Annotated in this window: 20 protein-coding genes; 16 read left to right on the top strand and 4 right to left on the bottom strand. The window is 27.4% G+C overall.

Annotation, left to right across the window (positions count from 1 at the left end; translation table 11 throughout):
- Nucleotides 1–75 precede the first annotated feature (75 nt).
- The 8 genes from NWE74_RS07260 to NWE74_RS07225 all read left to right on the top strand — a co-directional run bounded on the left by NWE74_RS07260 (nucleotide 76) and on the right by NWE74_RS07225 (nucleotide 11,071).
- On the top strand, nucleotides 76–2,451 hold the full coding sequence (locus tag NWE74_RS07260; protein ID WP_258242556.1) for a DNA translocase FtsK: 2,376 nt from the start codon (nucleotides 76–78) through the stop codon (nucleotides 2,449–2,451).
- A gap of 3 nt (nucleotides 2,452–2,454) precedes the next feature.
- Nucleotides 2,455–3,513, top strand: coding sequence for a tRNA 2-selenouridine(34) synthase MnmH (mnmH, locus tag NWE74_RS07255; protein WP_258242555.1), 1,059 nt, complete (start codon nucleotides 2,455–2,457; stop codon nucleotides 3,511–3,513).
- Entirely contained in the window at nucleotides 3,507–4,841 is a 1,335-nt protein-coding gene (gene rimO / locus NWE74_RS07250; RefSeq protein ID WP_258242554.1) for a 30S ribosomal protein S12 methylthiotransferase RimO, read from the top strand. The genes mnmH and rimO overlap by 7 nt, the downstream gene beginning before the upstream one ends.
- Entirely contained in the window at nucleotides 4,828–5,370 is a 543-nt protein-coding gene (gene pgsA / locus NWE74_RS07245) for a CDP-diacylglycerol--glycerol-3-phosphate 3-phosphatidyltransferase (RefSeq protein ID WP_258242553.1), read from the top strand. The genes rimO and pgsA overlap by 14 nt, the downstream gene beginning before the upstream one ends.
- Before the next feature lie 300 nt (nucleotides 5,371–5,670).
- Nucleotides 5,671–6,717, top strand: a complete 1,047-nt coding sequence (gene recA, locus NWE74_RS07240; RefSeq protein WP_258242552.1) for a recombinase RecA — start codon at nucleotides 5,671–5,673, stop codon at nucleotides 6,715–6,717.
- Nucleotides 6,718–6,986: 269 nt separating this feature from the next.
- On the top strand, nucleotides 6,987–8,504 hold the full coding sequence (gene rny / locus NWE74_RS07235; RefSeq protein ID WP_330666327.1) for a ribonuclease Y: 1,518 nt from the start codon (nucleotides 6,987–6,989) through the stop codon (nucleotides 8,502–8,504).
- Nucleotides 8,505–8,856: 352 nt separating this feature from the next.
- On the top strand, nucleotides 8,857–9,138 hold the full coding sequence (locus NWE74_RS07230; protein WP_258242551.1) for a hypothetical protein: 282 nt from the start codon (nucleotides 8,857–8,859) through the stop codon (nucleotides 9,136–9,138).
- Between the two features lie 154 nt (nucleotides 9,139–9,292).
- Complete coding sequence (locus tag NWE74_RS07225) at nucleotides 9,293–11,071, top strand: DEAD/DEAH box helicase family protein (protein ID WP_258242550.1); 1,779 nt, start codon at nucleotides 9,293–9,295, stop codon at nucleotides 11,069–11,071.
- A gap of 129 nt (nucleotides 11,072–11,200) precedes the next feature.
- Here the strand turns inward: NWE74_RS07225 and NWE74_RS07220 are convergent, their stop codons facing one another.
- Nucleotides 11,201–12,013: an undecaprenyl-diphosphate phosphatase gene (locus tag NWE74_RS07220; protein WP_420330182.1), complete on the bottom strand. Its 813-nt coding sequence runs from the start codon at nucleotides 12,011–12,013 to the stop codon at nucleotides 11,201–11,203.
- A gap of 155 nt (nucleotides 12,014–12,168) precedes the next feature.
- On the opposite strand from NWE74_RS07220, the gene NWE74_RS07215 reads away from it, so the two are divergent.
- The 4 genes from NWE74_RS07215 to NWE74_RS07200 all read left to right on the top strand — a co-directional run bounded on the left by NWE74_RS07215 (nucleotide 12,169) and on the right by NWE74_RS07200 (nucleotide 16,982).
- A complete protein-coding gene (locus NWE74_RS07215) occupies nucleotides 12,169–13,077 on the top strand; it encodes a tyrosine-type recombinase/integrase (protein WP_258242549.1) in 909 nt (302 codons plus the stop codon).
- Nucleotides 13,078–13,168: 91 nt separating this feature from the next.
- Nucleotides 13,169–14,608, top strand: a complete 1,440-nt coding sequence (purB, locus tag NWE74_RS07210) for an adenylosuccinate lyase (RefSeq protein WP_258242548.1) — start codon at nucleotides 13,169–13,171, stop codon at nucleotides 14,606–14,608.
- A gap of 161 nt (nucleotides 14,609–14,769) precedes the next feature.
- Nucleotides 14,770–16,287, top strand: coding sequence for a glutamate/gamma-aminobutyrate family transporter YjeM (gene yjeM / locus NWE74_RS07205; RefSeq protein WP_258242547.1), 1,518 nt, complete (start codon nucleotides 14,770–14,772; stop codon nucleotides 16,285–16,287).
- 242 nt (nucleotides 16,288–16,529) lie between these two features.
- Nucleotides 16,530–16,982, top strand: a complete 453-nt coding sequence (locus tag NWE74_RS07200) for a MarR family winged helix-turn-helix transcriptional regulator (protein ID WP_258242546.1) — start codon at nucleotides 16,530–16,532, stop codon at nucleotides 16,980–16,982.
- A gap of 45 nt (nucleotides 16,983–17,027) precedes the next feature.
- On the opposite strand, the gene NWE74_RS07195 is transcribed toward NWE74_RS07200, so the two are convergent.
- On the bottom strand, nucleotides 17,028–18,251 hold the full coding sequence (locus tag NWE74_RS07195) for a pyridoxal phosphate-dependent aminotransferase (protein ID WP_258242545.1): 1,224 nt from the start codon (nucleotides 18,249–18,251) through the stop codon (nucleotides 17,028–17,030).
- A 388-nt stretch (nucleotides 18,252–18,639) separates the two neighbouring features.
- Here NWE74_RS07195 and galT point away from each other — a divergent pair, with 388 nt between their 5' ends.
- The 3 genes from galT to NWE74_RS07180 all read left to right on the top strand — a co-directional run bounded on the left by galT (nucleotide 18,640) and on the right by NWE74_RS07180 (nucleotide 20,902).
- Nucleotides 18,640–19,596 carry a galactose-1-phosphate uridylyltransferase gene (gene galT, locus NWE74_RS07190; RefSeq protein ID WP_258242544.1) on the top strand — a complete coding sequence of 319 codons (957 nt, stop codon included), beginning with the start codon at nucleotides 18,640–18,642 and terminating at the stop codon, nucleotides 19,594–19,596.
- Nucleotides 19,597–19,687: 91 nt separating this feature from the next.
- A complete protein-coding gene (locus NWE74_RS07185) occupies nucleotides 19,688–20,440 on the top strand; it encodes an exodeoxyribonuclease III (RefSeq protein ID WP_258242543.1) in 753 nt (250 codons plus the stop codon).
- A 132-nt stretch (nucleotides 20,441–20,572) separates the two neighbouring features.
- A complete protein-coding gene (locus NWE74_RS07180) occupies nucleotides 20,573–20,902 on the top strand; it encodes a hypothetical protein (RefSeq protein ID WP_258242542.1) in 330 nt (109 codons plus the stop codon).
- A gap of 19 nt (nucleotides 20,903–20,921) precedes the next feature.
- Here NWE74_RS07180 and NWE74_RS07175 read toward each other — a convergent pair whose 3' ends face one another.
- Nucleotides 20,922–21,695 (bottom strand): exonuclease domain-containing protein, encoded by a 774-nt coding sequence (locus tag NWE74_RS07175; protein WP_258242541.1) that lies wholly within the window; start codon nucleotides 21,693–21,695, stop codon nucleotides 20,922–20,924.
- 306 nt (nucleotides 21,696–22,001) lie between these two features.
- Here NWE74_RS07175 and NWE74_RS07170 point away from each other — a divergent pair, with 306 nt between their 5' ends.
- On the top strand, nucleotides 22,002–23,900 hold the full coding sequence (locus tag NWE74_RS07170; RefSeq protein ID WP_258242540.1) for a glutamine synthetase: 1,899 nt from the start codon (nucleotides 22,002–22,004) through the stop codon (nucleotides 23,898–23,900).
- A gap of 45 nt (nucleotides 23,901–23,945) precedes the next feature.
- On the opposite strand, the gene NWE74_RS07165 is transcribed toward NWE74_RS07170, so the two are convergent.
- On the bottom strand, nucleotides 23,946–24,323 hold the full coding sequence (locus NWE74_RS07165) for a hypothetical protein (RefSeq protein WP_258242539.1): 378 nt from the start codon (nucleotides 24,321–24,323) through the stop codon (nucleotides 23,946–23,948).
- Between the last annotated feature and the right edge of the window lie 129 nt (nucleotides 24,324–24,452).

The raw sequence follows: 24,452 nt of genomic DNA, 5'->3' as shown, positions 1-24,452 counted from the left end.
AAGTGTTAGTGTTAAGGCATTAACACTTTTTGCTGTGATTGGGTTAACTAAATAAAAAAGTAAGAGGTGAGATGGGTGGCGAAAAAGAAAAAAAGTAAGAAAAAAGGTAAAAAATCTAGCTTTAATGCAGAATATCATAACTTAGTAACCATATTTATAGGTATATTTTTATTATATAGTTTAAATTCAAGTTCTATGGGATTTATAGGTAATATGATGCAATCACTATTTAAAGGCTTATTTGGAGCACTTTCTATAGTTATCCCATTTATAGTTATAATAACAGGTATACTTGGATTTTTTGAAGGTAATGAATATATATATAGATTAAAAAATACTAAGGTTTATTATGTAGGAATTTTATTTATATTTATATTCTATGGATTATTAAATGCTAGAAGTTTACCAGTAGATAGCCCGTTAAGTGGTGAAATGCTAAAGCCAGTAATGGAAATGGGTGTAAATGGTGAAGGTCCTGGACTAATATCTACAACAATAACTTATTATATAAGCAAAATGTTTGGTATAACTGGGGGCTGGATGATAAGTATATTTGCTCTTATTATAGTAGCTATGTTTATATTTAATATATCAGTTAAAGATTTAATACTAAATATAAAAGCTAAAACAACAGGAGTTAAAAATGGAAATATAAGTTTAAAAGATGCTGTTTCTAATGTTAAAAAATCAGCGTTAGATATGATGACAGATGAGGTTGATGAAGATACTATGATGCAAAAAGAAGGTTTCTTCAAGTCAATGAAAAAGAAAAAAGGAAAAGAAGAACCTGCTATTGATATGGAAGACTCAGTAGATGATAAAACTATAAAAATAGTTGGATTTAATAAAGCAGAAGATGAATATCTGGAAATACTAGAAGGAACTCAAAGTATGCCAGAACTTGAAGTTATAAAAGAACTTCAAGGTTTCAACAATGCACCTTGTGAAGATGTAAAAGAGCAACCAATAAAAACATCTAAAACATATGACCCAGATAAAACTCAAATGATAGACATAAAACCAGAAGCTAACTATGAAAATTATAAAATGCCAACAGCTGATCTATTGAATAAAGTAGAGAAAAAAACTGATGAAAATGGTAAGAAAAAAGTATTAAAAAATGCATCTTTACTAGAAAAGACATTATCAGACTTTGGAGTAGAGGCTAAAGTTAATCAAGTTACAGTAGGGCCTACTATAACTAGATATGAAATACAACCAAGCCCTGGTGTTAAAGTTAGTAAAATAGTTAACTTAACTGATGATATAGCGTTAAGTTTAGCCGCAAAAAGTATAAGAATGGAAGCTCCAATACCTGGAAAAAGCGCAATAGGAATAGAAGTTCCAAATGAACACGCTCAAATGGTATCTGTGAGAGAAGTATTAGAAAGTGAAGAGTTTAAAAAGTTTGATTCTCCACTTGCAATGGCGCTGGGTAAAGACATAAGTGGTAAAGTTGTAATTGGGGATATTTCAAAAATGCCTCATATGCTTATCGCAGGATCAACAGGTTCAGGAAAAAGTGTTTGCGTAAATACATTAATAAGTTCTATACTATATAAAGCTAAACCGGATGAAGTAAAATTATTATTAATAGATCCTAAAGTAGTTGAACTTGCTAATTATAATGGAATACCTCATTTATTAATACCTGTAGTTACTGATCCTAAAAAAGCAGCAAGTGCGCTTAACTGGGCAGTTGTAGAAATGAATAGAAGATATAAATTATTTGCAGATACACAAGTAAAAGACATAACAAGTTATAATGAAAAATCAGAAGAAAAGTTACCTAAGATAGTAATAATAATAGATGAGCTTGCAGATTTAATGATGGCAAGTGCAAATGATGTTGAAGATTACATTTGTAGGCTGGCACAAATGGCAAGAGCTGCTGGAATGCATTTAATTGTAGCAACTCAAAGACCGTCTGTTGATGTTATAACAGGTGTTATAAAAGCGAATATACCATCAAGAATAGCATTTGCAGTTTCATCTCAAACAGATTCTAGGACTATACTTGATATGGGTGGAGCTGAAAAGTTACTTGGTAAGGGCGATATGTTATTCTACCCATTAGGGGCAGCAAAACCAGTAAGACTTCAAGGTGCATTTATCTCAGAGGGTGAATCAGAAAGAGTCATAGACTTTGTAAAGAGTCAAGTCAAAGAAGAAATAAAATATGAAGAAGAAATAATGGAAACTATTTCTAAGGCTACAATAGCTAAATCTAGTGATGAAGATGAATTACTAAGTGAAGCTATAGAATTTGTAGTTGAAAGTGGACAAGGGTCAGCGTCAATGCTGCAAAGAAAATTCAAAATAGGATTTAATAGGGCGGCAAGATTAATAGATTCTATGGAAGAACGAGGAATAGTTGGTCAAAGTGAAGGAAGTAAACCGAGAAAAGTTTTAATTAGCAAACAAGACTTACAAAATTTAGAAGGTGAATAAAAATTGAAGACAATTAAAGTTGAAGAGGCACTTAAGCTTGAAAATGTAATATTTATAGATGTAAGAACAGAATCAGAATACGAAGAGGACAATATACTAAATTCTTTTAGTATGCCTCTATTTAAAGACAATGAGCATAATGAAGTTGGAACAATATATAAAATGCAAGGAAAGCATGAAGCTATAGAAATTGGATTTGATTATGTGTCATATAAGTTAAAAGACATATATCGTGAAACTAATCGACTAGCAAAGGAATATGATAATATAGTTGTATATTGTGCTAGAGGTGGAATGAGAAGTGGTTCGGTAGTTAATTTACTAGACTCATTAGGTGTTAATGTATATAAGCTTGAAGGCGGATATAAGGCTTATAGAAATTTTGTGTTAGACTACTTAAAGAATATAATGGATTCTAAACAGTTTATAGTGGTTCATGGATTAACAGGAGCTGGAAAAACAGACTTATTGAAGATGTTAGAGCAAGGTAAAATAGATATAATAGATTTAGAAGGAATTGCTAAAAATAGTGGGTCTACTTTTGGATTTATAACATTTGATCAAAAACCACCATCTCAGAAGAGTTTTGAAAGTCAAATATTTGAAAATCTGTATTTCTCTAAGACTGATTATATATTTATAGAAAGTGAAAGTAAAAGAGTTGGACATGTTTGTGTACCAAATGAAATTTATGAAGGAATAATAAGAGATGGATATCATTTACTATTAGAATGTAGTTTGGAAAATAGAGTAAAAAGACTTTGTAGAGATTATATATACGGAAAAGATGAAGAAAACATACAAGTTTTAAAAGATTGTATAAGCAAGTTTAGGAAGAGACTAGGAAATAAAACAGTTGATGAGTATATAAATTTATTAGATGAAGGAAAATATGAGGAGTTAGTCGAAAAGTATTTAGTAGAGTACTATGATCCTTTATATATGCATTCGGTAGAAAAATATACTTACAATAAAGTTATAAATTTTGACAATATGGATAAAGCTTTAGATGAAGTAATCAATTTCCATAAGGCAGCAGCGGAAGGAGCAATAAAATGTTAAAGATAGCACTAGAATCACTAGGGTGTTCAAAAAACTTAGTAGATGCAGAAATAATGATGGGTATATTAAATAGAAAAGGTTATAAGTTAGTTGGAGATTTTTCAGATGCTGATATAATAATAGTAAATACATGTGGATTCATTGAATCAGCAAAACAAGAATCAATAGATACTATACTTGATTTAGCACAATATAAAACAACTGGAAATCTTAAAATTCTTATAGTAACAGGTTGTCTAGCTCAAAGATATGCTGAAGAATTAAAAAATGAAATACCAGAAATAGATGCTATAGTAGGAACAGGAAGTTATCAAAATATAGATGATATAATAAATGGTCTAAAAGAAGAAAAGCAAATAGTAAGTTTAAATGATATAGAATTTGCTTTTAATGAAGAACTTCCAAGATATATATCTACTCCAAGCCATATGGCCTATTTAAAAATAGGAGAAGGATGTGACAATCACTGTACCTACTGTATAATACCTAAATTAAGAGGAAAATACAGAAGTAGAAAGATGGAAGATATAGTTAAAGAAGCTAAAGAATTAGCATCTAGAGGTGTTAAAGAAGTTGTAGTTATAGCTCAAGATACAACTAAGTACGGTTGTGATATATATGGGAAAGAGATGTTACCAGAACTTTTAGAAGAGCTTGCAAAAATAGACGGATTTAAATGGATAAGAATAATGTATTCATATCCAGAGTCAATAACAGAGGAATTAGTTAAGGTTATAAAAAAATATGATAACATTTGTAATTACTTTGATATGCCTATACAACATGCAAGTAATAAAATATTAAAATTAATGAACAGAAGAACAACTAAAGAGGATATATTATCTAAAATTGAAATGATAAGAACACATATACCAAATGCAACAATTAGAACTACTATAATAGTTGGATTCCCTGGAGAAACGGAAGAGGACTTTAAAGAAGTTATAGACTTTGCCAAAAAAGTAAAGTTTGACAGATTAGGAGCATTTGCATACTCAAGGGAAGAAGATACAGCTGCTGATAAACTACCGAATCATTTAGACGAAGATATTAAGGTTGAAAGAAGAGATGCTTTAATGCTAGTTCAGCAAGAAATATCTCAAGAACTAAATTCAGCTAAGGTTGGAAATATATATGAGGTTTTAATAGAAGAACAAGTAGAGGATAAAGTATATATAGGAAGAACACAAGGGGATGCAGAGGAAATTGACAGTATAGTTTATGCAAAGTCTGAAAAGCAATTTAATGCAGGTGACTTTGTAAAGGTAAAAATCAACAATGCATTAGAGTATGATTTGATGGGAGATGTAATTGATGAACTTGCCTAATAAATTAACTTTATTTAGGATATTTTTAATACCAGTATTCATAATAACTATGCTACTTAATATACCAAACAAGTTTTTAATAGCATGCATAATATTTATTGTGGCATCAATAACTGATGCTATGGATGGTCATATAGCTAGAAAATATAATTTAGTAACTGATTTTGGAAAGTTTATGGATCCTTTAGCAGATAAGTTACTAGTTATATCTGCATTAACATGTATGATAGAAATGGGGCTTGTAGCTAGTTGGATGGTAATAATAATAGTAGCAAGAGAATTAACTGTAAGTATTCTAAGAGCAATTGCTGCAGCTGATGGAAAAGTAATTGCAGCAAGTGGTGGTGGAAAGTTAAAAACAATAACTCAAATGATTGCTATAATAGTACTATTATTAGGAGCTAACTTTAATAATCAATTGTTAGCAACTATAGGTGATATATCAATATTAATAGCGACTCTTTTAACTTTATACTCAGGATGGGAATATTTATATAAAAATAAAGAATTATTTATGAATAGTAAATAGCAAAAAGTAAAAAACAGCGATGCACGTTAGTGTTATCGCTGTTTTTATTTATTATGAGATACTATATGAAATTAAATATTAATAAAATCATTTAAATAGTATTAAGTTAAAATAATAAGGGTAAATATATTAATAAAATGTATAAAAGTATCTATAAAGGTTTATAAATAAAATGGGTGTGGTAATTTTATTATTATAAAATTTTTAAGAATTGACGTAGGTTTAAATTTGATATATAATCAATATAGAAAGTTAGAGAACAAATGTTTGAATTTTATATAGATGAAGGGATGGATAAATATGAGTATAGACCAAGATAAATTAAAAGCACTTAATCAGGCTCTAGGTAATATAGAAAAAGAATTTGGTAAAGGTTCAGTAATGAAATTAGGAGAAGCTACATCTATGGCAATAGATGTTATACCAACAGGTTCAATAGGTTTAGATATAGCAGTTGGTATAGGTGGGTTGCCTAAAGGAAGAATAATAGAAGTTTATGGACCTGAATCTTCAGGTAAAACAACGGTTGCTTTACACACTGTTGCAGAATCTCAAAAACAAGGTGGAATAGCTGCATTCATAGATGCAGAACATGCGCTTGATCCAGTATATGCAAAGGCTCTAGGCGTAGATATAGATAACTTAATAATATCTCAACCAGATACAGGGGAACAAGCTCTTGAAATAGCAGAAGCACTTATAAGAAGTGGAGCAATAGATATAATAGTAGTTGACTCAGTTGCAGCACTTGTTCCAAGAGCTGAAATAGAAGGAGATATGGGAGATTCTCATGTTGGTTTACAAGCAAGACTTATGTCACAAGCCTTAAGAAAACTAACTGGTTCTATAAAAAAATCAAATTGTGTTGCGATATTTATAAACCAATTAAGAGAAAAAGTAGGTATTATGTTCGGTAATCCAGAAACAACTACTGGTGGTCGTGCACTTAAGTTCTATTCATCAGTTAGACTTGATGTTAGAAGAATTGATTCTATTAAGCAAGGTGATAAAGTTATTGGTAATAGAACTAGAGTAAAGGTAGTAAAAAATAAGGTAGCCCCACCATTTAAACAAGCAGAGTTTGACATAATGTATGGAGAAGGTATATCTAAAGTTGGGGATTTATTAGATATAGCAGCAGATGCAGACATAGTCAAAAAATCTGGAGCATGGTATAGCTATAATGATACTAAACTTGGACAAGGTAGAGAAAATGTTAAAAAGTTCTTAACAGATAATCCAGATTTAATAACTGAAATTGATGAAAGAGTAAGAACATATTACAAATTAGACGAAAATAAAGATAATGCGACAGAAGAAGAAGATACATTAGAAAATTTAGAATAATAAAAGTAATACACACCTCCTATTAACTTGACATGAGTTAGAAAAAATTATAAAATTAAGTAAAGATAAAATATCTAAATTTGATTTTATAGCAAAGTATTTTTAGAAATAGAAAAATAAAAGTATTTTGTTGATATTGCAAGATATATTATGCATATTTAATGAAATTACATATCATATATGTACTTGTAATTATAAAAATGATAAAAAGGTTTAGAAATGACATTTTGGGATTATTAACAAAGGAGGTGGATGTCATAGAGATCATAATGACTTTAATAGGTGCAGCCGTAGGTATTATAGCTGGATATTTTGTAAGAAAGAACATATCTGAAGCGAAAATTGGCCAAGCTGAGAACTTAGCCAAAGAAATAATAGATAAGGCACATAGAGACTCAGAAACTGTTCAAAAAGAAAAGTTATTAGAAGCTAAAGAAGAAATCCATAAATGGAGAACAGAAGCTGAAAGAGAAAACAAAGAAAGACGAAATGACTTACAAAAATTTGAAAAAAGAATAATACAAAAAGAAGAAGTGTTAGACAGAAAGCTACAAAACTTAGAGTCAAAAGAAATGAGTTTAGGTGATAAATTAAAAAATGTAGCTAAAAAAGAAGATGAAGTAGAAGAAATAAAGGTTAGACAATTAGAAAAGCTAGAAAATATTTCAGGAATAACTTCAGACAAAGCAAAGGAAATCATTTTAACTAATGCAGAAAGAGAAGTAAGACGTGAGATGTCTATAATGATAAAAGAAATAGAGTCTCAAGCTAAAGAAGAATCAGAAAAAAGATCAAGAGAAATTATAGGGTACGCTATTCAAAAATGTGCAGCAGACCATGTTGCAGAAACTACTGTTACAGTGGTAAATTTACCTAATGATGAAATGAAGGGTAGAATTATAGGTAGAGAAGGTAGAAATATAAGAACCTTAGAAACATTAACAGGAATAGATCTTATAATAGATGATACTCCAGAAGCAGTAATTTTATCAGGATTTGATCCTATAAGGAGAGAAGTAGCAAGAATAGCTCTTGAAAAATTAATAGCAGATGGAAGAATACATCCAGCTAGAATAGAAGAAATGGTTGAAAAGGCTAAAAAAGAAGTAGATAATATAATAAAAGAATTTGGGGAACAAGCTGCATTTGAAACAGGTGTTCATGGATTACATCCTGAGTTAATTAGATTATTAGGTAGACTAAACTACAGAACAAGTTATGGTCAAAATGTTCTTAAACATTCTATAGAAGTTGCTCACATCGCAGGTATAATGGCTGCAGAAATAGGAGCAGATGTTAAATTAGCTAAAAGAGCTGGTTTATTACATGACATAGGTAAATCAGTAGACCATGAAATGGAAGGTACTCATGTTGAAATAGGTATGGATTTATTAAAGAGATATAAAGAATCTAAAGAAATAATACATGCTATGAGTACACATCATGGAGACTATGAACCGCAAACAATAGAAGCTGTTTTAGTAACTGCGGCAGATGCTATATCAGCAGCAAGACCAGGTGCTAGACGTGAGACTCTAGAGGCATATATAAGAAGATTAGAGAAATTAGAAGAAATAGCTAATTCATATGAGGGAGTAGAAAAATCGTTTGCTATACAAGCAGGTAGAGAAGTTAGAATAATGGTAAAACCTGAAAATGTAAGCGATGAAGATATACATTTATTAGCTCGTGATATGACTAAGAAGATAGAAGACGAATTAGAATATCCAGGTCAAATAAAAGTAAGTATAATAAGAGAAACTAGAGCAATTGAATATGCTAAATAAAAAGAGAGGTTTTGAACCTCTCTTTTTTATTTTATATATATTTTTATGTTTAGGTAGTATAATATATATTTTTTTAGGAAAAAATTGAATACTAAAAATAAATTAATATGAAAAAATATATAAAATTATATATAAATGAAAAAGTTCATTTTTTATCTTTGATTGTAGTTATAAAAACTTATGCGCTAGGATTTAACGATGATGAACTCATTGAGCAAATTTTTTTTAACCATATCCTCAAAACCTAGTTAATATAATTGATTCAAGTAAATGACGAGAATTATAAAATAATTAGAAATATAAGACGATAAAATGGCAATAATAAAAGTAAAATCATAAAAGAGGTGAAAAAATGTTAAATCAACTTGCTAAAAATCAATATGTTAAAATAGTTAAAGATGATGAAAACAATAAAGAAATCGAATATGGAGTAGTTCTTAATGAACATAACAATCAATATGAGATAATGAGTATTGGTTTTGAAAATAAAAATGGTCATTTTTTAGAATATCCAATAGAAGTTCCTGATTTAGTTCAAACATATGCTATAAATGATGCTATGTTTGATGAAGTGAAAGAAAACGAAGTAAGAAGAAAAATGAATATATGGATGGAAAAAAATTATAAAAAATAATATTTTTGATGGGGGAGTGCTATACTCTCCCTTTTGGATTATAAAAATTGATAAGTTAGGTCAAAATAAATAAAATTAGAGATATAAAACAACCAAATATAGTAAATTTAAGGCTAAAATGATATAATTAATATTAAAAGAGGGGGAATGTCAGGTGAATCAATATATAAAGATTAACTCAGAATTAGATGCCTTAAAGATAAAAGAAATTGAAAAAATCTTTTGTAGTGAAATAGAAAATGAAGTTAATTTAATACCAAAAGTTACTCCTTTTAAAGGGATAAATACAGATTTAGTATATATAAAGAATAATAAATTACTATTTGTAAAGTTTATGGATACCACAGAAGATTTATTCTTTATACTAGATGAGGAATTATTAGAAGTAATGAATGAGGAAAATGATTTACTAAAGCTTAAGATGAAACAATTAGATAAAAATATAAATTATAATTATATATTTGTGATGCCTTATGTTGAAATAGATAATTGTTATGAATTTGAAAATTTTGTAAATAATCATATTGTAGATAAAAATAAATTAAAAAAAATTATTGAAGATAAAGAACTAATAAATGATTATTTAAATGAAGCTAATAATGAAATTGATTTAAACTTATTTTTATTAGATATATGTCCGGAATATTATTTATTAAATGATAAATCGCATTTTAATAAAAATTTTAAAAAAATTTCTTTTTATAACGATGAATATAAGTATAGTGCTACTATGTTAGATAGCAATCAAATAGTAGATAGCATTTCTGTAAAATATGGAAATACTTTGTTTAAGGGTGGTTCAGGAACAGGAAAAACAACATTGATGCTTTCTCGAGCTATTAAACTTGCAAGGGTATATCCCCATCATAAATTTTTAATATTAACAGACTCTAAACAAATATGTAATGAATTGAAAGAAAAGGTAGCATTACTTTATAAAAATAATGCCAATTTAGAAATATATACTTATAGTTCATTTATATTTAAATTAGCTAAAAAATATAATCTTATAATTGATTATGGTATGCTTAAAAAGGATTATGATAAAGCATTTAATAATATAGTTAGGCAAGCCAAAAATATAATAAAGAATAAGCATATGTTTAAAGGAATATTTATCGATGAAGTAGAAAGCTTTAAAAAGGAAGACATTGAATTTATAAAGGAATTTTTATACAAAACAAAATATATTTTCAATGTTTTTTCTTGTGAATCTCTAAATATTAATAGCGATTTAAATATATTTAAAAATAATCTAGAAAATATAGAATTTGATGATATTGTGTATTTAGATAAAAATTATAAGCAAAGTAAAGGGCTTGTTAAATTTACTAATAATTTTGCAAAAAATGCCAACTCATATGTAAATTCATTAAGAAAAAATAAAATAAACAATGAATTTTATACTACAAAACCTTTAAGAGAAGAGAGTACAGATGTTAATATTATTAAAGTAAGTGATTTAGAAGAACAAATTAGTTCTATTATTTGGGAAATAGAATACCTAGTAAATAAAAAGGGATTAACTTATTCTGAAATAGGAATAATTTATCCTTATAACAAAAAACGTTTAAAAAGTGGAAAGACAATATATTTCCAATATATGTTGAAAAAAGCGTTAGAAGATGCAGAAATACCTTTTATATATGCAGAAGAAAACTTAACTAATATAAGCAAAAAAATAGGAATTACATTATCAAATATATATACTATAAAAAATCTTGAATATAAAGCTTTAATATTCTGTGAGTTAGAAATGTTATATAATCATACTATCAATGATAAAGAACAAGATTATCAAATAAATGATTTTGTAGGCGATTTAAATAAAGTTTATTTGGCAATAACTAGAGCATGTGATTATCTAAGTATTATCACCACGTTCAATGAAAAATCTAGTGATATAATAAGATTGCTTATAGAATCTAAGTAAATGTTTTAAAAATATTTCCCTTATATAAAGCAGATGAAAATACAAAAAAGGGAGTGTTATCTATAATTATAAAAATTAGTAGAAACACTCCTTTTTGCATCTATTTATTTAGTACTTAAAGTAAGTCAGTTATTTTAAAAGGTAAAAGTAAGATAAAACTATTATACCTAATATTATTCTATAATACCCAAATACTTTAAAGTCATGTTTCTTAATGTAATCCATTAAGAATTTTATAACGAATACTGAAACTATAAAAGCAACAACTGAGCCAGTAGCTAAGACAGCCCATTCTTGACCAGTAAATGCAAAGCCTGACTTGTAAAGTTTTAGTCCGCTAGCTCCAAGCATAGTTGGTATAGCTAAAAAGAATGAAAACTCTGCAGCTACATATCGAGATGCTCCAAGTAATAATGCGCCTATTATAGTTGAACCAGATCTAGAAGTACCAGGAATTAATGCTAAACACTGGAATAAACCTATTCCTATAGCTAATTTATATGTAACTTGAGAAAAATCATTAATTTTAGGTCTTTTATTTCTGTTTTCTATAGCTATCATTATTATACCGTAAACAATAAGAGCGATGGCTACAGTAGTAGGATTAAAGAATGCTGCTTCAATAGCATCATCATATAAGAAACCAAGTATAGCAGATGGTATTACAGCAACTACAACTTTCATCCATAAATCTATAGTTTCTATTCTCTGAACTCCAGTTTTAGATCCATCAAATGGATTTAATTTTTTAAAGAATATTGTAAGAACAGCAAGTATAGAACCAAACTGAATTACAACTAAGAAAGTACTAACAAACTGAGCACTTAAGTTTAGTTTTAAAAATTCATCAACTAATATCATATGGCCAGTACTACTTACAGGTAACCATTCAGTTATACCTTGAACGATACCTAGAATAATGGCTTTAAAAATTTCGATCAAAATAATTACCTCCAATACAAATCATAATAAACGTAATAAACGTCAACTTAGAGTATATCAAGAATCTTATTTAGATGTCAACTAAGACTAAGTTAAATGTTAATTAATATTATTAAATCTAATAAAAATATAAATAATAAAAGAAAGGAATCAATATGAATAAAATAATAGGATTAGATGAATATGAATATGAAGTTTTTAAGGATTTTTCAAAAAAGCTTAATCCAGCAACAAAACATGACTATTTATCAAAAGTTATTGCGTTCAAAGAATTTATAGATGACAAAGATCTATTATATGCCGATAAAGAAGACTGTACTAAGTTTATGGAACATATAAAAGATAATTATGCAAAATCTACATCAGAAAAAATTTATAGTTATTTACATAGCTTTTATAATTATTTAAAAAAAGAAGAGTACATAGAAATTAATCCATTTAGATATGTAGAAAAACCAGAAGTAACAAGAATAAAGACTAAAGATGATGTACTTAGTATTCAAGAAATAAATCAACTTATAGAGTCTTTATATAAATTAAATATAAGAGATAGATCAATTATAGTTTTTTTAGTAACAACGGGATGTTTATTAAATGAACTTGTTAATTTGAAATGGAAAGACCTTATGGTAGATGACAAAAATAATTATTATTGTAAATTGGGTAAAAATAGAAAAGAAAGAATAGTAAAATTACATCCATATTGTTTTAAGTTATTAGAAGATTATAGAAATTACTCTGGATTGCCAGAAATTATAATACCTACAGAAGATTTTGTTTTTACTACTCAAAAAAGTAATTCAATAACTGATAGAAATGTAAGGCTTATAGTAAAAAAGGCGTTAGATATTGCTGGATTATCTCAATACTCAGCTAAAGACTTTAGGCATTCTTTTGCAGCTATTTCTTTAAGATTAGGTGCTGATGAAACTGATATAAAAAAGCAACTAGGGTGGAGTGATAAATACTATGCAATTAGATATAAATATGTTTTAAATTTTGTTGATAGCGAAAGTATAGATTATATGATTAATAAAGATAATATTAGTATAAATAAAAAGTAAATTATGAACGTAACTTAAAAAAAACTTGTTATAGTTCGTAAAATTTTATATAATTATCATATAACAAGACACAAGGAAGGTGCAAACAATTATGGATAACAAATATACTACATACACAAATCCTTTAACGGATAGATATTGCAGCAAAGATATGAGTTATATATTCTCTCCTCAATTTAAATTCTCAACATGGAGAAAATTATGGGTAGCTTTAGCTGAAGGTGAAAAAGAATTAGGTATAAATATAAGTGATGAACAAATAGAAGAATTAAGAGCTAATATAGAAAATATAAACTTCGATGAAGCTAGAAAAATAGAAAAAGAAGTAAGACATGATGTAATGAGTCATGTAAAAGCTTATGGTCTACAATGTGATAAAGCAAAGGGAATAATACATTTAGGTGCAACATCAGCTTATGTTGGTGACAACACAGATGTAATACAAATGAATGAAGCGTTAAAACTTATAAGAATAAAATTAGTTAATTTAATAAATAATTTAAAAGAGTTTGCGTTAAAGTATAAAGACATGCCTACACTTGGATTTACACATTTCCAAGCTGCTCAGCTCACTACAGTAGGAAAAAGAGCAACTTTATGGGCTCAAGACCTAATACTTGACTTAGAAGATATAAATTATAGAATAGATACTATGAAGTTAAGGGGTGTTAAAGGTACGACTGGAACTCAAGCTAGTTTCTTAAGCTTATTTGAAGGAAATCATGAAAAAGTAAAAGAATTAGATAAGTTAGTTTGTGCAAAAATGGGATATAAATCTTCTTATGCAGTAAGTGGACAAACATATACTAGAAAATTAGATGCTCAAGTAATAAGTGTATTATCAGGAATAGCACAAAGTATGCATAAAATGACTAATGATATAAGACTTTTACAAAGTTTAAAAGAAATAGAAGAGCCATTTGAAAAAAATCAAATAGGTTCATCAGCTATGGCTTATAAAAGAAATCCAATGAGAAGTGAAAGAATATCTTCATTATCAAAATATATAATATCTGAATCATTAAGTCCAGCGTTAGTTCAAGCTACTCAATGGTTAGAAAGAAGCTTAGATGACTCTGCTAATAAGAGATTGTCTATACCTCAGGCGTTTATGGCAGCTGATGCTATAATAGAAATAGGATTAAATGTAACTGATGGATTAGTTGTATATGAAAATATGATAAATAAACATATAAATGAAGAACTTCCTTTCATGGCTACAGAAACTATACTTATGGAAGCTGTAAAAAGAGGTGGAGATAGACAAGATTTACATGAGATAATAAGAGAATACTCTATGAAAGCAGCTTATAGAGTTAAGCATGAAGGAAAAGATAATAATCTAATAGAACTTATAATAAATGATGACTCATTTAAAATGAGTAAAGAAGAAATATTATCTATAATGGATCCTAAAAACTTCGTAGGTAGAGCTCCTGAACAAGTTGTAGAATTTGTTGAAGAAACTTTAGAGCCAGCTATAAGTGAGTTTAAAGAACATATAGGATTAAAAATAGATTTACATGTATAAAAACGTATAATAAAAAAGCATCTCATTAATTAAATCGAGATGCTTTTTTATTTTTTAGTTAAGATAAGGATAAAGTTTTTACATATAAGGAATTTATAACCATGGTTAAATTCCTTCTTATTGCAAAAAGTAATAATATATTTGACTAAGGAGGAATTATCATGGCAGGAAACACAAATACAGCCAAAAAATTAACACTAGTACCATTAATACTGATGATATTCACTTCAGTATTTGGATTTGCTAATATGCCAAGAGGATTTTATTTAATGGGATATGCAGCAATTCCTTGGTATATATTAAGTGCACTTATATTTTTTATTCCATATGCATTTATGATGGCTGAATATGGAGCAGCATATAGACATGAAACAGGTGGTATGTATTCATGGATGGAAAAATCTGTTGGAGGTAAATTTGCCTTTGTAGGAACTTTCATGTGGTATGCATCTTATATAATATGGATGGTAAATGTTGCGTCATCTATATGGATACCTCTTTCTAACTTTATATTTGGAGAAGATCGAACAGCAACATGGTCCTTATTAGGGCTAGGATCAACTCAAACATTAGGAATATTAGGAGCTTTATGGATATTATTGGTTACATTTGTAGCTAGTAAAGGTGTAGAAAAAATAACTAAAATAACATCAGTTGGTGGTACAGCAATATTAGCACTAAATTTTGTATTACTTATAGGTGGTATATTCGTACTTATATCAAATGGAGGACAATTTGCTGAACCAATTGTAGATGTTGCTAAATCATTCACTAAATCACCTAATCCATCATATCAGACATCATTAACAGTACTTTCATTCCTAGTATTTGCTATATTTGCGTTTGGTGGATTGGAAGTTTTAGGAGGTTTAGTTGACCAAACTGAAAATGCAGAAACAACATTCCCAAAAGGTCTTACTATAGCAGCTATAGTAATATCAGTCGGATATGCAGTAGGTATATTTGCATGTGGTATGTTTACAAATTGGAATCAAGTATTATCTTCAGAGAATGTACACATGGGTAATGTTGCTTATGTTGTTATACAGAATTTAGGATATCAAATAGGGCAATCTTTAAATTTATCTCAAGCTGTATCTATAACAATGGGCGCTTGGTTTGCTAGATTTGTTGGATTATCAATGTTCCTAGCTTTAACTGGAGCATTCTTCACATTAGCATACTCTCCATTGAAAACATTAATACAAGGTTCTCCTAAAGAAGTTTGGCCAGGCAAGCTTGGTGAGATAAAACATGGAATGCCACTATTTGCAATGAAAGTGCAAGCAATAATAGTTATTGCTATGATACTTGCGATTTCATTTGGTGGAGGAGCTGCAGCAGAATTTTTTAGCATATTAGTACTTATGACTAATGTTGCAATGACTTTACCATACATGTTTTTATCTTCTGCATTCCCTTTATTTAAGAAAAAACAGCTAGAAGGAAAAGTAGATAAACCATTTATGGTATACAAATCATATGGAGCAGCTTTAACGGCAGCTATAGTTGTTACAGTATTTGTAGGATTTGCAAATGTATTTACAATAATAGAACCAGCTATGGAGGGATCAATTTTTAAAACCGTGATGATGATATTAGGCCCTTTAGTATTTGGTGTAATTGCATTTATATTATATACAATATATGAAAATAAATATAATAAAAATAAAAGATAACTAAAATGGATCAAATAAGATTCAAAAATAATCACTATTTTTGAATCTTATTTTTTGCAGTTTATTAAATTAAAGTTAAAAGATATTTTTAATATAATAAAAAAGAAAAAATCAGGTAAAAATTTACTTTAAATGTAGATAAAAAATAATCGAATTTAAAGTTTTATTATTAAAAGTATTGTACTAATAATCGTTTTAATGTAAACTAATAATAAATAAAAATAAACATCTGGGGTGATAAAATGAAGTGTATAGTGTCTGATACGATAGGATTTTTATCTAAGACATTTCCGAAAATATATTCAAGTCTATATCTAGAATATTTAAAGCAATATGCAGCTACTTATGATGTTAATAAAACTCAATTAAGAGCATTAATGTTTATAAGAAATTATGGTGCGATAAGTATGACTGATTTATGTGCGAAGTTAAACATAGAAAAGGGTAGTTTAACAAGCATGGTGGATGATCTTACTAAAAAGGGATACGTTATTAGAACAAAAGATTTATCGGATAGAAGAAAGTACTTAATAAGTATAACTGAAAAAGGAACAATCCTTGCCTCTGACTTTATGGATAAACTTAGCGATAGATTAGAGGAAAAGCTTTTTAAATTAAATGAAGATGACCAAAAAAGGTACATGGAAGCAATAAGTACATTACAGTATATATTAAATAAAGACGAATTTAATTAAAAAGCAACCTTATTTAAGGTTGCTTTTTTATATTTAGATATAAATTTAAGCTTCAACTGTAGACTCTTGAACATTTTTATTTAGTTCAACATATTGTTCAAGACCTTCCTTTAATATTGTAGCTGCTTTATGTAAGTCTGATTCATTTAGGATATAAGCAAGCCTAACTTCATCACGTCCAAGACCTTGTGTAGCATAGAAACCTTCAGCAGGACAGACCATAACTGTTTCACCATCTTTATTGAATTCTTTTAGCATCCAAATTACAAAATCTTCTGCATTATCTACAGGTAATTTAGCAACTATATAAAATGCACCAGTTGGCTTTTCACAAACAACTCCATCAACTTTCATTAATTCATTATATAAAACATCTCTTCTATGTTTATATTCTTCATTAACTTCTTTAAAATAAGATGCAGGAGTTTTGTATAATTCAACAGAACCTAATTGTTCTAATGTTGCAACACAAAGTCTTCCTTGACATAATTTAAGAATTTCTGCTATAAGTTCTTTATTTTTTGATGCAATTGAACCTATTCTAGCTCCACATGCACTATATCTTTTAGATACACTATCTATTATAACTACTCTATCTTCAACCTCTTTAACATTACCAAAACTTGTATAATCTAATCCATCATATACAAACTCTCTATAAACTTCATCTGCTATTATCCATAGATTATTTTCTATAGCTACTTCAGATATCATATTTATTTCGTCCTTTGTATAAACTGCACCTGTTGGGTTACCTGGGTTAGATAATAAGATCCCTTTTGTCTTAGAGTTGATTTTAGAACAAATTATTTCTTTAGATGGTAAATGAAATCCATCTTCTGCCTTAGTTGTTATTGGATTTACACTTACATTTACACATTGACCGAAACCATTGTAGTTAGTATAGAATGGTTCAGGAACTAGTAAGTTGTCACCAGGATCACAAGTTGCCATCATAGTAAACAATAGAGCTTCGCTACCACCATTAGTTACAAGAAGTTCATCTTTCTCGTAATGCATATCATATGTAGCATAATAATCTTGAAGTGCTGATATTAGTTCTGGAATACCATTGGATACAGCATATTCTAAAACATTACTGTCAAAGTCTTTAACTGCGTCGAAGAATCCTTTAGGAGTTTTAATATCTGGCTGACCTATATTTAAATGATAAACTTTAATTCCTCTAGATTTAGCTTCAAGAGCATAAGGAACTAACTTTCTTATTGGAGAAGCCTGCATAGCAGTTACTCTCTTTGAATATTTCATTTAAATTACCCCCTATTTTAAATAATAATCAGACTATATAATTTTTTTAGAAACTATAAGTTTTTAAAATATAATATTTATCAATAATACTTTTATTACAATGTTAAAAAAATTTTGAAAATTAAAAAGTTTATTGTATGTCTAAATATTTTTTATATTCAAGATTATATTAACATAAGTATTCTCAAAAATCATTACAAACTAATCGGATATTAAGATAATAAAAACTACTAAATTAGACAAAAAATAATAAGACTCGTTAATAAATATAAAAAAAATACAATAATATATATATTTGATAAAAATTACATTATAATAAACAAAAGAGTAAAATATATTAATATAAAGATAATATGTAATTAAAAGATATAAACAAGAGGTGTTAACTATGCAAGAATTAAGAATAGATGAAATAAACAATGATCTAGTCATAGTTGCAAACAATAGATCAAAAAGGCCTATGGATAAAATTAAAAGCCAATTAGAAGAAGAAATACAAGTTGAGTATGATTCATACTGCCCTTTTTGTAGAGGTAATGAAAGCCATGCAACTATAGAACGATATAAAATCGAAGATAGCAGCGGATGGATAACTAGATCTGTAGATAATAAGTTTCCTATAGTAGATGAACTATCAGACGAGATATATGGAGTTCATGAGGTTATAATAGATACATATAGACATAATGGAACATTTTATAATATGAGTGAATTGGAATTTCAAAATTTATTTAAAACATATAAAAATAGATATCAAAATCTTATTGAAAATAAAAATGTTCAATATGTAAATATATTTAAAAATTTTTTGAGAAAATCTGGAGCATCACTAGCGCATCCACATTCTCAAATTATATCATTATCTATAGTACCTCCAGAGATAAATAAAGAAGAAGAGGTAGCTAGTCAATATTTTATAGAAAATAAAACGTATTTATATGATGATATTATAAAAAGAGAGATAAAATATAAAAAGAGGGTCATTAATGATAATAAATATTTTTTAACGATAGTTCCTTATGCTAGTAAATATAGTGGAGAGGTAAGAGTTATTTTTAAAGAGAATATAAAATTTGAACAAATGAGTGATAATTATATAAAAATATTATCAAAGGTGTTTAAAAAATTATTTGAAAATTTATATAAAATAAATGGATATAACCCTTTTAATTTATGCATCCATACGCACTCTAAAGAATTAGAAAATAGCGAGGAATTTAATGTCCACATGCATATAATTCCTAGAAAATATAGCTTTGGAGGATTTGAATTAGGCACAGGTATGTATGTTTCATCAACTAACCCAGAAGAATTAGCAAATAAATTAAGATTTGAATTAAATTAGTACAAGTAGAAAATATAAATGATAGTAACAATATATGTTTGGGTAATATAAAAAATATAGATTTAAGAAATAGAATTAGTAGGAGGAACAAATGAAATTTATATCTTGGAATGTCAATGGAATAAGAGCGTGTGTTACAAAGGGATTTTTAGACTACTTCAAAGAAGTAGATGCAGATATATTTTGTTTACAAGAAATAAAGCTTCAAGAGGGTCAGATAGATTTAGAATTAGAAGGATATTATCAGTATTGGAATTATGCACAAAAAAAAGGATATTCAGGAACTGCTATTTTCACAAAGAAAAAGCCTTTAAGCGTATCATATGGAATAAATATTGAAGAACATGATACAGAAGGTAGAGTAATAACATTAGAATTTGAAGATTTTTACTTTATAACTGTTTATACTCCAAACTCTCAAAGTGAGCTGAAGAGACTAGATTATAGAATGAAATGGGAAGATGATTTTAAATCATATCTAAAAGATTTAGAGAAAAATAAATCAGTAGTAGTATGCGGAGATTTAAACGTTGCTCATCAAGAAATAGATTTAAAAAATCCAAAAACAAATAGAAAAAATGCTGGTTTTACAGATAAAGAAAGAAATAAATTTACACAACTTATGAATGAAGGATTTATAGATACTTATAGATATTTTAATCCAGATAAAGAAGGTGTATATTCTTGGTGGTCATATAGGTTTAATGCAAGAAAAAATAACTCTGGATGGAGAATTGATTATTTTATAGTATCTGAAAGTATGAAAGATAGACTAGTAAGTGCAGATATACATTGTAATATATTAGGATCTGATCATTGTCCAGTAGAACTTGTTATAAAATAAATAAAAAAATAATAATAATTTTGTAGACTCCTTAATATAATTTAGTATACATGAATATAGAAAGTTGAATTTTCATGTTAAAAATTAAGTATTAAATCATAAGAAAAATACTTTAGAATAAGGGGGATATATATGAAAATATTAACTTTAAAACAAAAACTAGAAAAAGGAAAGTCTTTAGGTGGAGAAGTTATATATATAAAGGAAGATAGTGCTTTATATGGTATAAATTGTGTTTATGAAGATCAAGAAGCTAAAAGTGTAACATTATTAAGATCTAAAGAGGAATCTATAAAAGTTAATGACTTTTTACAAGTACTAGAAAAGCTATATGCTAGTATAGGTGATACAGAAATATTTGTTGGAAATAATGAATATGTTAGAGATGAGCAAAGAGAAATAAAAAGTGTAGAATTTGCGCAATATGAATTATTAAAAATGTTATTTATAAATATTGAATAATAAAAAGATAGGTTTTAACCTATCTTTTTTTATATTTTGCGGGGGTAACTAAAAATTGATTAGTTTTTCCCATCTTATATGCAAGATCAATAATTTTTTCCTCTTCTTTGCTTAAATCTCTATTTAAGATTTTTCTAAATTCTTGAAATAATTTATCATAATTAATTACTTTTTTAGAACTTCTTTCAACAGTTGAGGGCTTTACCGTTGTATAAATATAAACATCTGGTACAATACTTGGATTTTGGATTCTCATAAATACCTGAGCAGTATAATATGCATCATTTAAGGCATCATGATATGATTTATCTTGATTTAGACCTAATATTTGGATCGCATTTTGAAGACCAATACTTTTACCTGCTGGATTTTCAAAGTAATTAGATGCATAATGTTGTATATTTATATATGATTTAGGCAGAGATTTTGAGGGTAATTCATAATAAGTTATATTTCTATATAATTCCTTTAAGTCTCCAGTACCCCATACGCACAATATAGGATTTTTACCAGATATAAATTTTTTGAAATCTTTATAAACTTTAGCGAAAGAAGGAGCATCTACAACGTTTTTTAAGGTGATACCTGTCATTTTACCAACAAAAGGATGTATATTTTTATATATTTCTGGTCTTACATAACTATTAAAGGTATCAATTATATTAAAATTACTATCTAATTTTATTGCTCCTATTTGAATTATTTCAAAAGGACATCTCTCATTAGACACTGTTTTATTAAGAGTTTTATCGAATCCTTGGTTGAATTCTAAATCGAAAACTATATATTCCATAATATTTATCTCCTAAATTATCTTATATCATAAACACTTTAAAAAGTATTAAATTTACTATTTTATAAAATACTTCTTATTTTAGTATACCCTATATTTAAAAAAATGTTAAACGATTGTGAGTAAGTAAAAAAAAATAAAAAATATTGCGAACTTTTAAACTCTCGGATATAATAAGTATAAATAAAATCACGAACAAAAAAATAATATTTATATATAATATAAATATGATGAATGACAAGTTCTTTTTTTTAGAAAATGTTAATATTATATAAAATTATAGAAGCCGAAAGGGGGAAATATTGTATGGAAAGTTTATTATATACAATTGAAAAAGAAAATCATAATGAAAAAGATATTAAATCGATTTTAACTGAAAATGAAAATATTAAATTTGTATCTTTAATGGGTGTAGACTTAGGTGGTAATGCAACTGATGAAAAAATTCCGGTAGAACTATTTTTAGATGATATAAGTGGTTTTTTAGAATCAGCTATTCAAACAGACGGATCGAGTGTTGAATTATACAATATAGCCACATTAAATAATGCAAAGGTAGACTTAATGCCAGATGTAAATTGTAAATGGTATATAGATTATAATTTTGAGCATATCGATGAAAAAACAAATCTTCCGATTGGAACATTAAGAATACCTGCTTTCTTGATTCATGAAAATAAAAAAGTATGTTCAAGAGGAATATTAAGAAAATCAGAGAAATTTTTCAAAAAATCAATATTACAAATTTTTGAAGAATATCCACATATGATACAAAATATAGGAATAGAAAATGTATCTGATATAGAAGACATAATATTAACAGCTGCTACAGAATTAGAATTTTGGGTAAATACACCTGAAGATAAAGCAGACTTAGAAAAATTATATGTATCTCAAAGTTTAAAAGAACAATATTGGAAAAGAACACATGGAATAATAAGAACTTGCCTAGAGAAAACACTGATAAAATTACAACAATTAGGTATAGAGCCTGAAATGGCACATAAAGAAGTCGGGGGAATAAATAGTTCTATAAGTATAGATGGAAAAACAAATCATGCTATGGAACAATTAGAGATATCATGGAAGTTTTCTAATCCACTTCAAGCAGCAGATAATGAGCTGATGGTAAGAGAAGTGATAGAGGATGTATTTACATCTAATGGATTAGAAGTAACATTTAAAGCGAAACCAATATATGGAGTTGCAGGAAGTGGAGAACACACACATGTAGGTGTGAGTGCTAAATTAAAAAATGGAAAAATAATAAATTTATTTTCGCCAAGAGATATGAAAGAGGATTATGTAAGTGAAATAGGATACGGTGCTCTTATGGGAATGCTTAATAATTATGAAATATTAAATCCTATAGTAACAGCAACAAATGATGGATTTAATAGACTTGTTCCTGGGTTTGAAGCCCCTGTTTGTATTGTAACATCATTAGGTCATAGTTATGAAATTCCTTCACGAAACAGATCAGTACTTGTAGGATTAGTAAGAGATATAAAAAATCCTAAAACTGTAAGATTTGAGTTAAGATCTCCTAACCCATTATCTAATACATATTTAGTTATTGCAGGGTGTTATCAAACTATGTTAGATGGTATAAAAGCAGCAGCAAAAAGCAAGTTATCAACAAAAGAACTTGAAAAAGAAATATGTAAAGATGTTGGCCAAGAAAGTTTTTATTTAGAAAAAAATAGAGCATATAGAGATGAAAATGATGTATTTGAACATTATACTTTAGAAGAAAGAAATCAAAGATTCTCAGTTCCTCCTGCAACGGTATATGAAAATATGAGAAATTTAGAAATATATGAATCAAAATTAAATTGCCTAAAAGAAGGAAATGTATTTTCAAATGCAATAATTGAATCTTTTAAAATAGGAGCTTTAGATAAGTGGACGAAAGAATTAAAAGATAGAATAATTCAAACACATATAGATACGATAAGAAGCTGTGTTAAACTTCATAATAAAGAAAATATGGATGCATTAGATGAAGTAGCTTGGAATGCTATTTCAGATATAAAGTTTAATGTTATGAAAGATACATTAGCTAGAAAGTCACTGTTCACAAATATAAAAGAGGCTATTGAAAATAAAGACTACGAAACAGTATCAAATCTTCAATTACAATTAAAGCGAGAAATGGAAAAAATACAAAATTTATATGTTCAATACAGAAAGAATATATATTAAAAATAATGTAAATAAAAAGAAGAGCTACTTAGCTCTTCTTTTTATTTACATTATAAAATGTACAATTAAACTTCCTACTAAAAGATAAGAAAAAATATTAAAGTAATAATTTGAGTTATTTGATTTTGAAGGAAAAAATGTAAATTTTGCAATTAATAATAATATAAATAGTACAACATATCCTGAGTTTAATAGGTTGTTTAAACTAAAGAAACAGCAAACATGTATTATAGAAAATATTATTATAACTATTAAAAATGTTAAATTATATTTCGAGAATAATGGCAATATCTTATTTATATATTTCTTTAATGAATTATTATTTGATGATGAATAAAAATCCCTCAGAATATACATAAGAGCATAAAGAAAAATAAATAGTGAGGATATGAAACCTGATAAAATACCTATGTTTTTAATCATTTTAAATCCTCCTTTTATATAATTAAAAATAGTTAATAATATATAATATTTTAGATGTGCTAATTATGTGAATAATTTTAAAAACAAAAAAAATAAATAACAACATAAAATAAGAATTAAAAAACAAAA

Source organism: Romboutsia lituseburensis (assembly GCF_024723825.1).
In the GTDB taxonomy this organism is placed as follows: domain Bacteria; phylum Bacillota; class Clostridia; order Peptostreptococcales; family Peptostreptococcaceae; genus Romboutsia_F; species Romboutsia_F lituseburensis_A.
The sequence above is the reverse complement of the archived record's forward strand: the minus strand, read 5'-3'. Positions and strand labels throughout refer to the sequence as shown.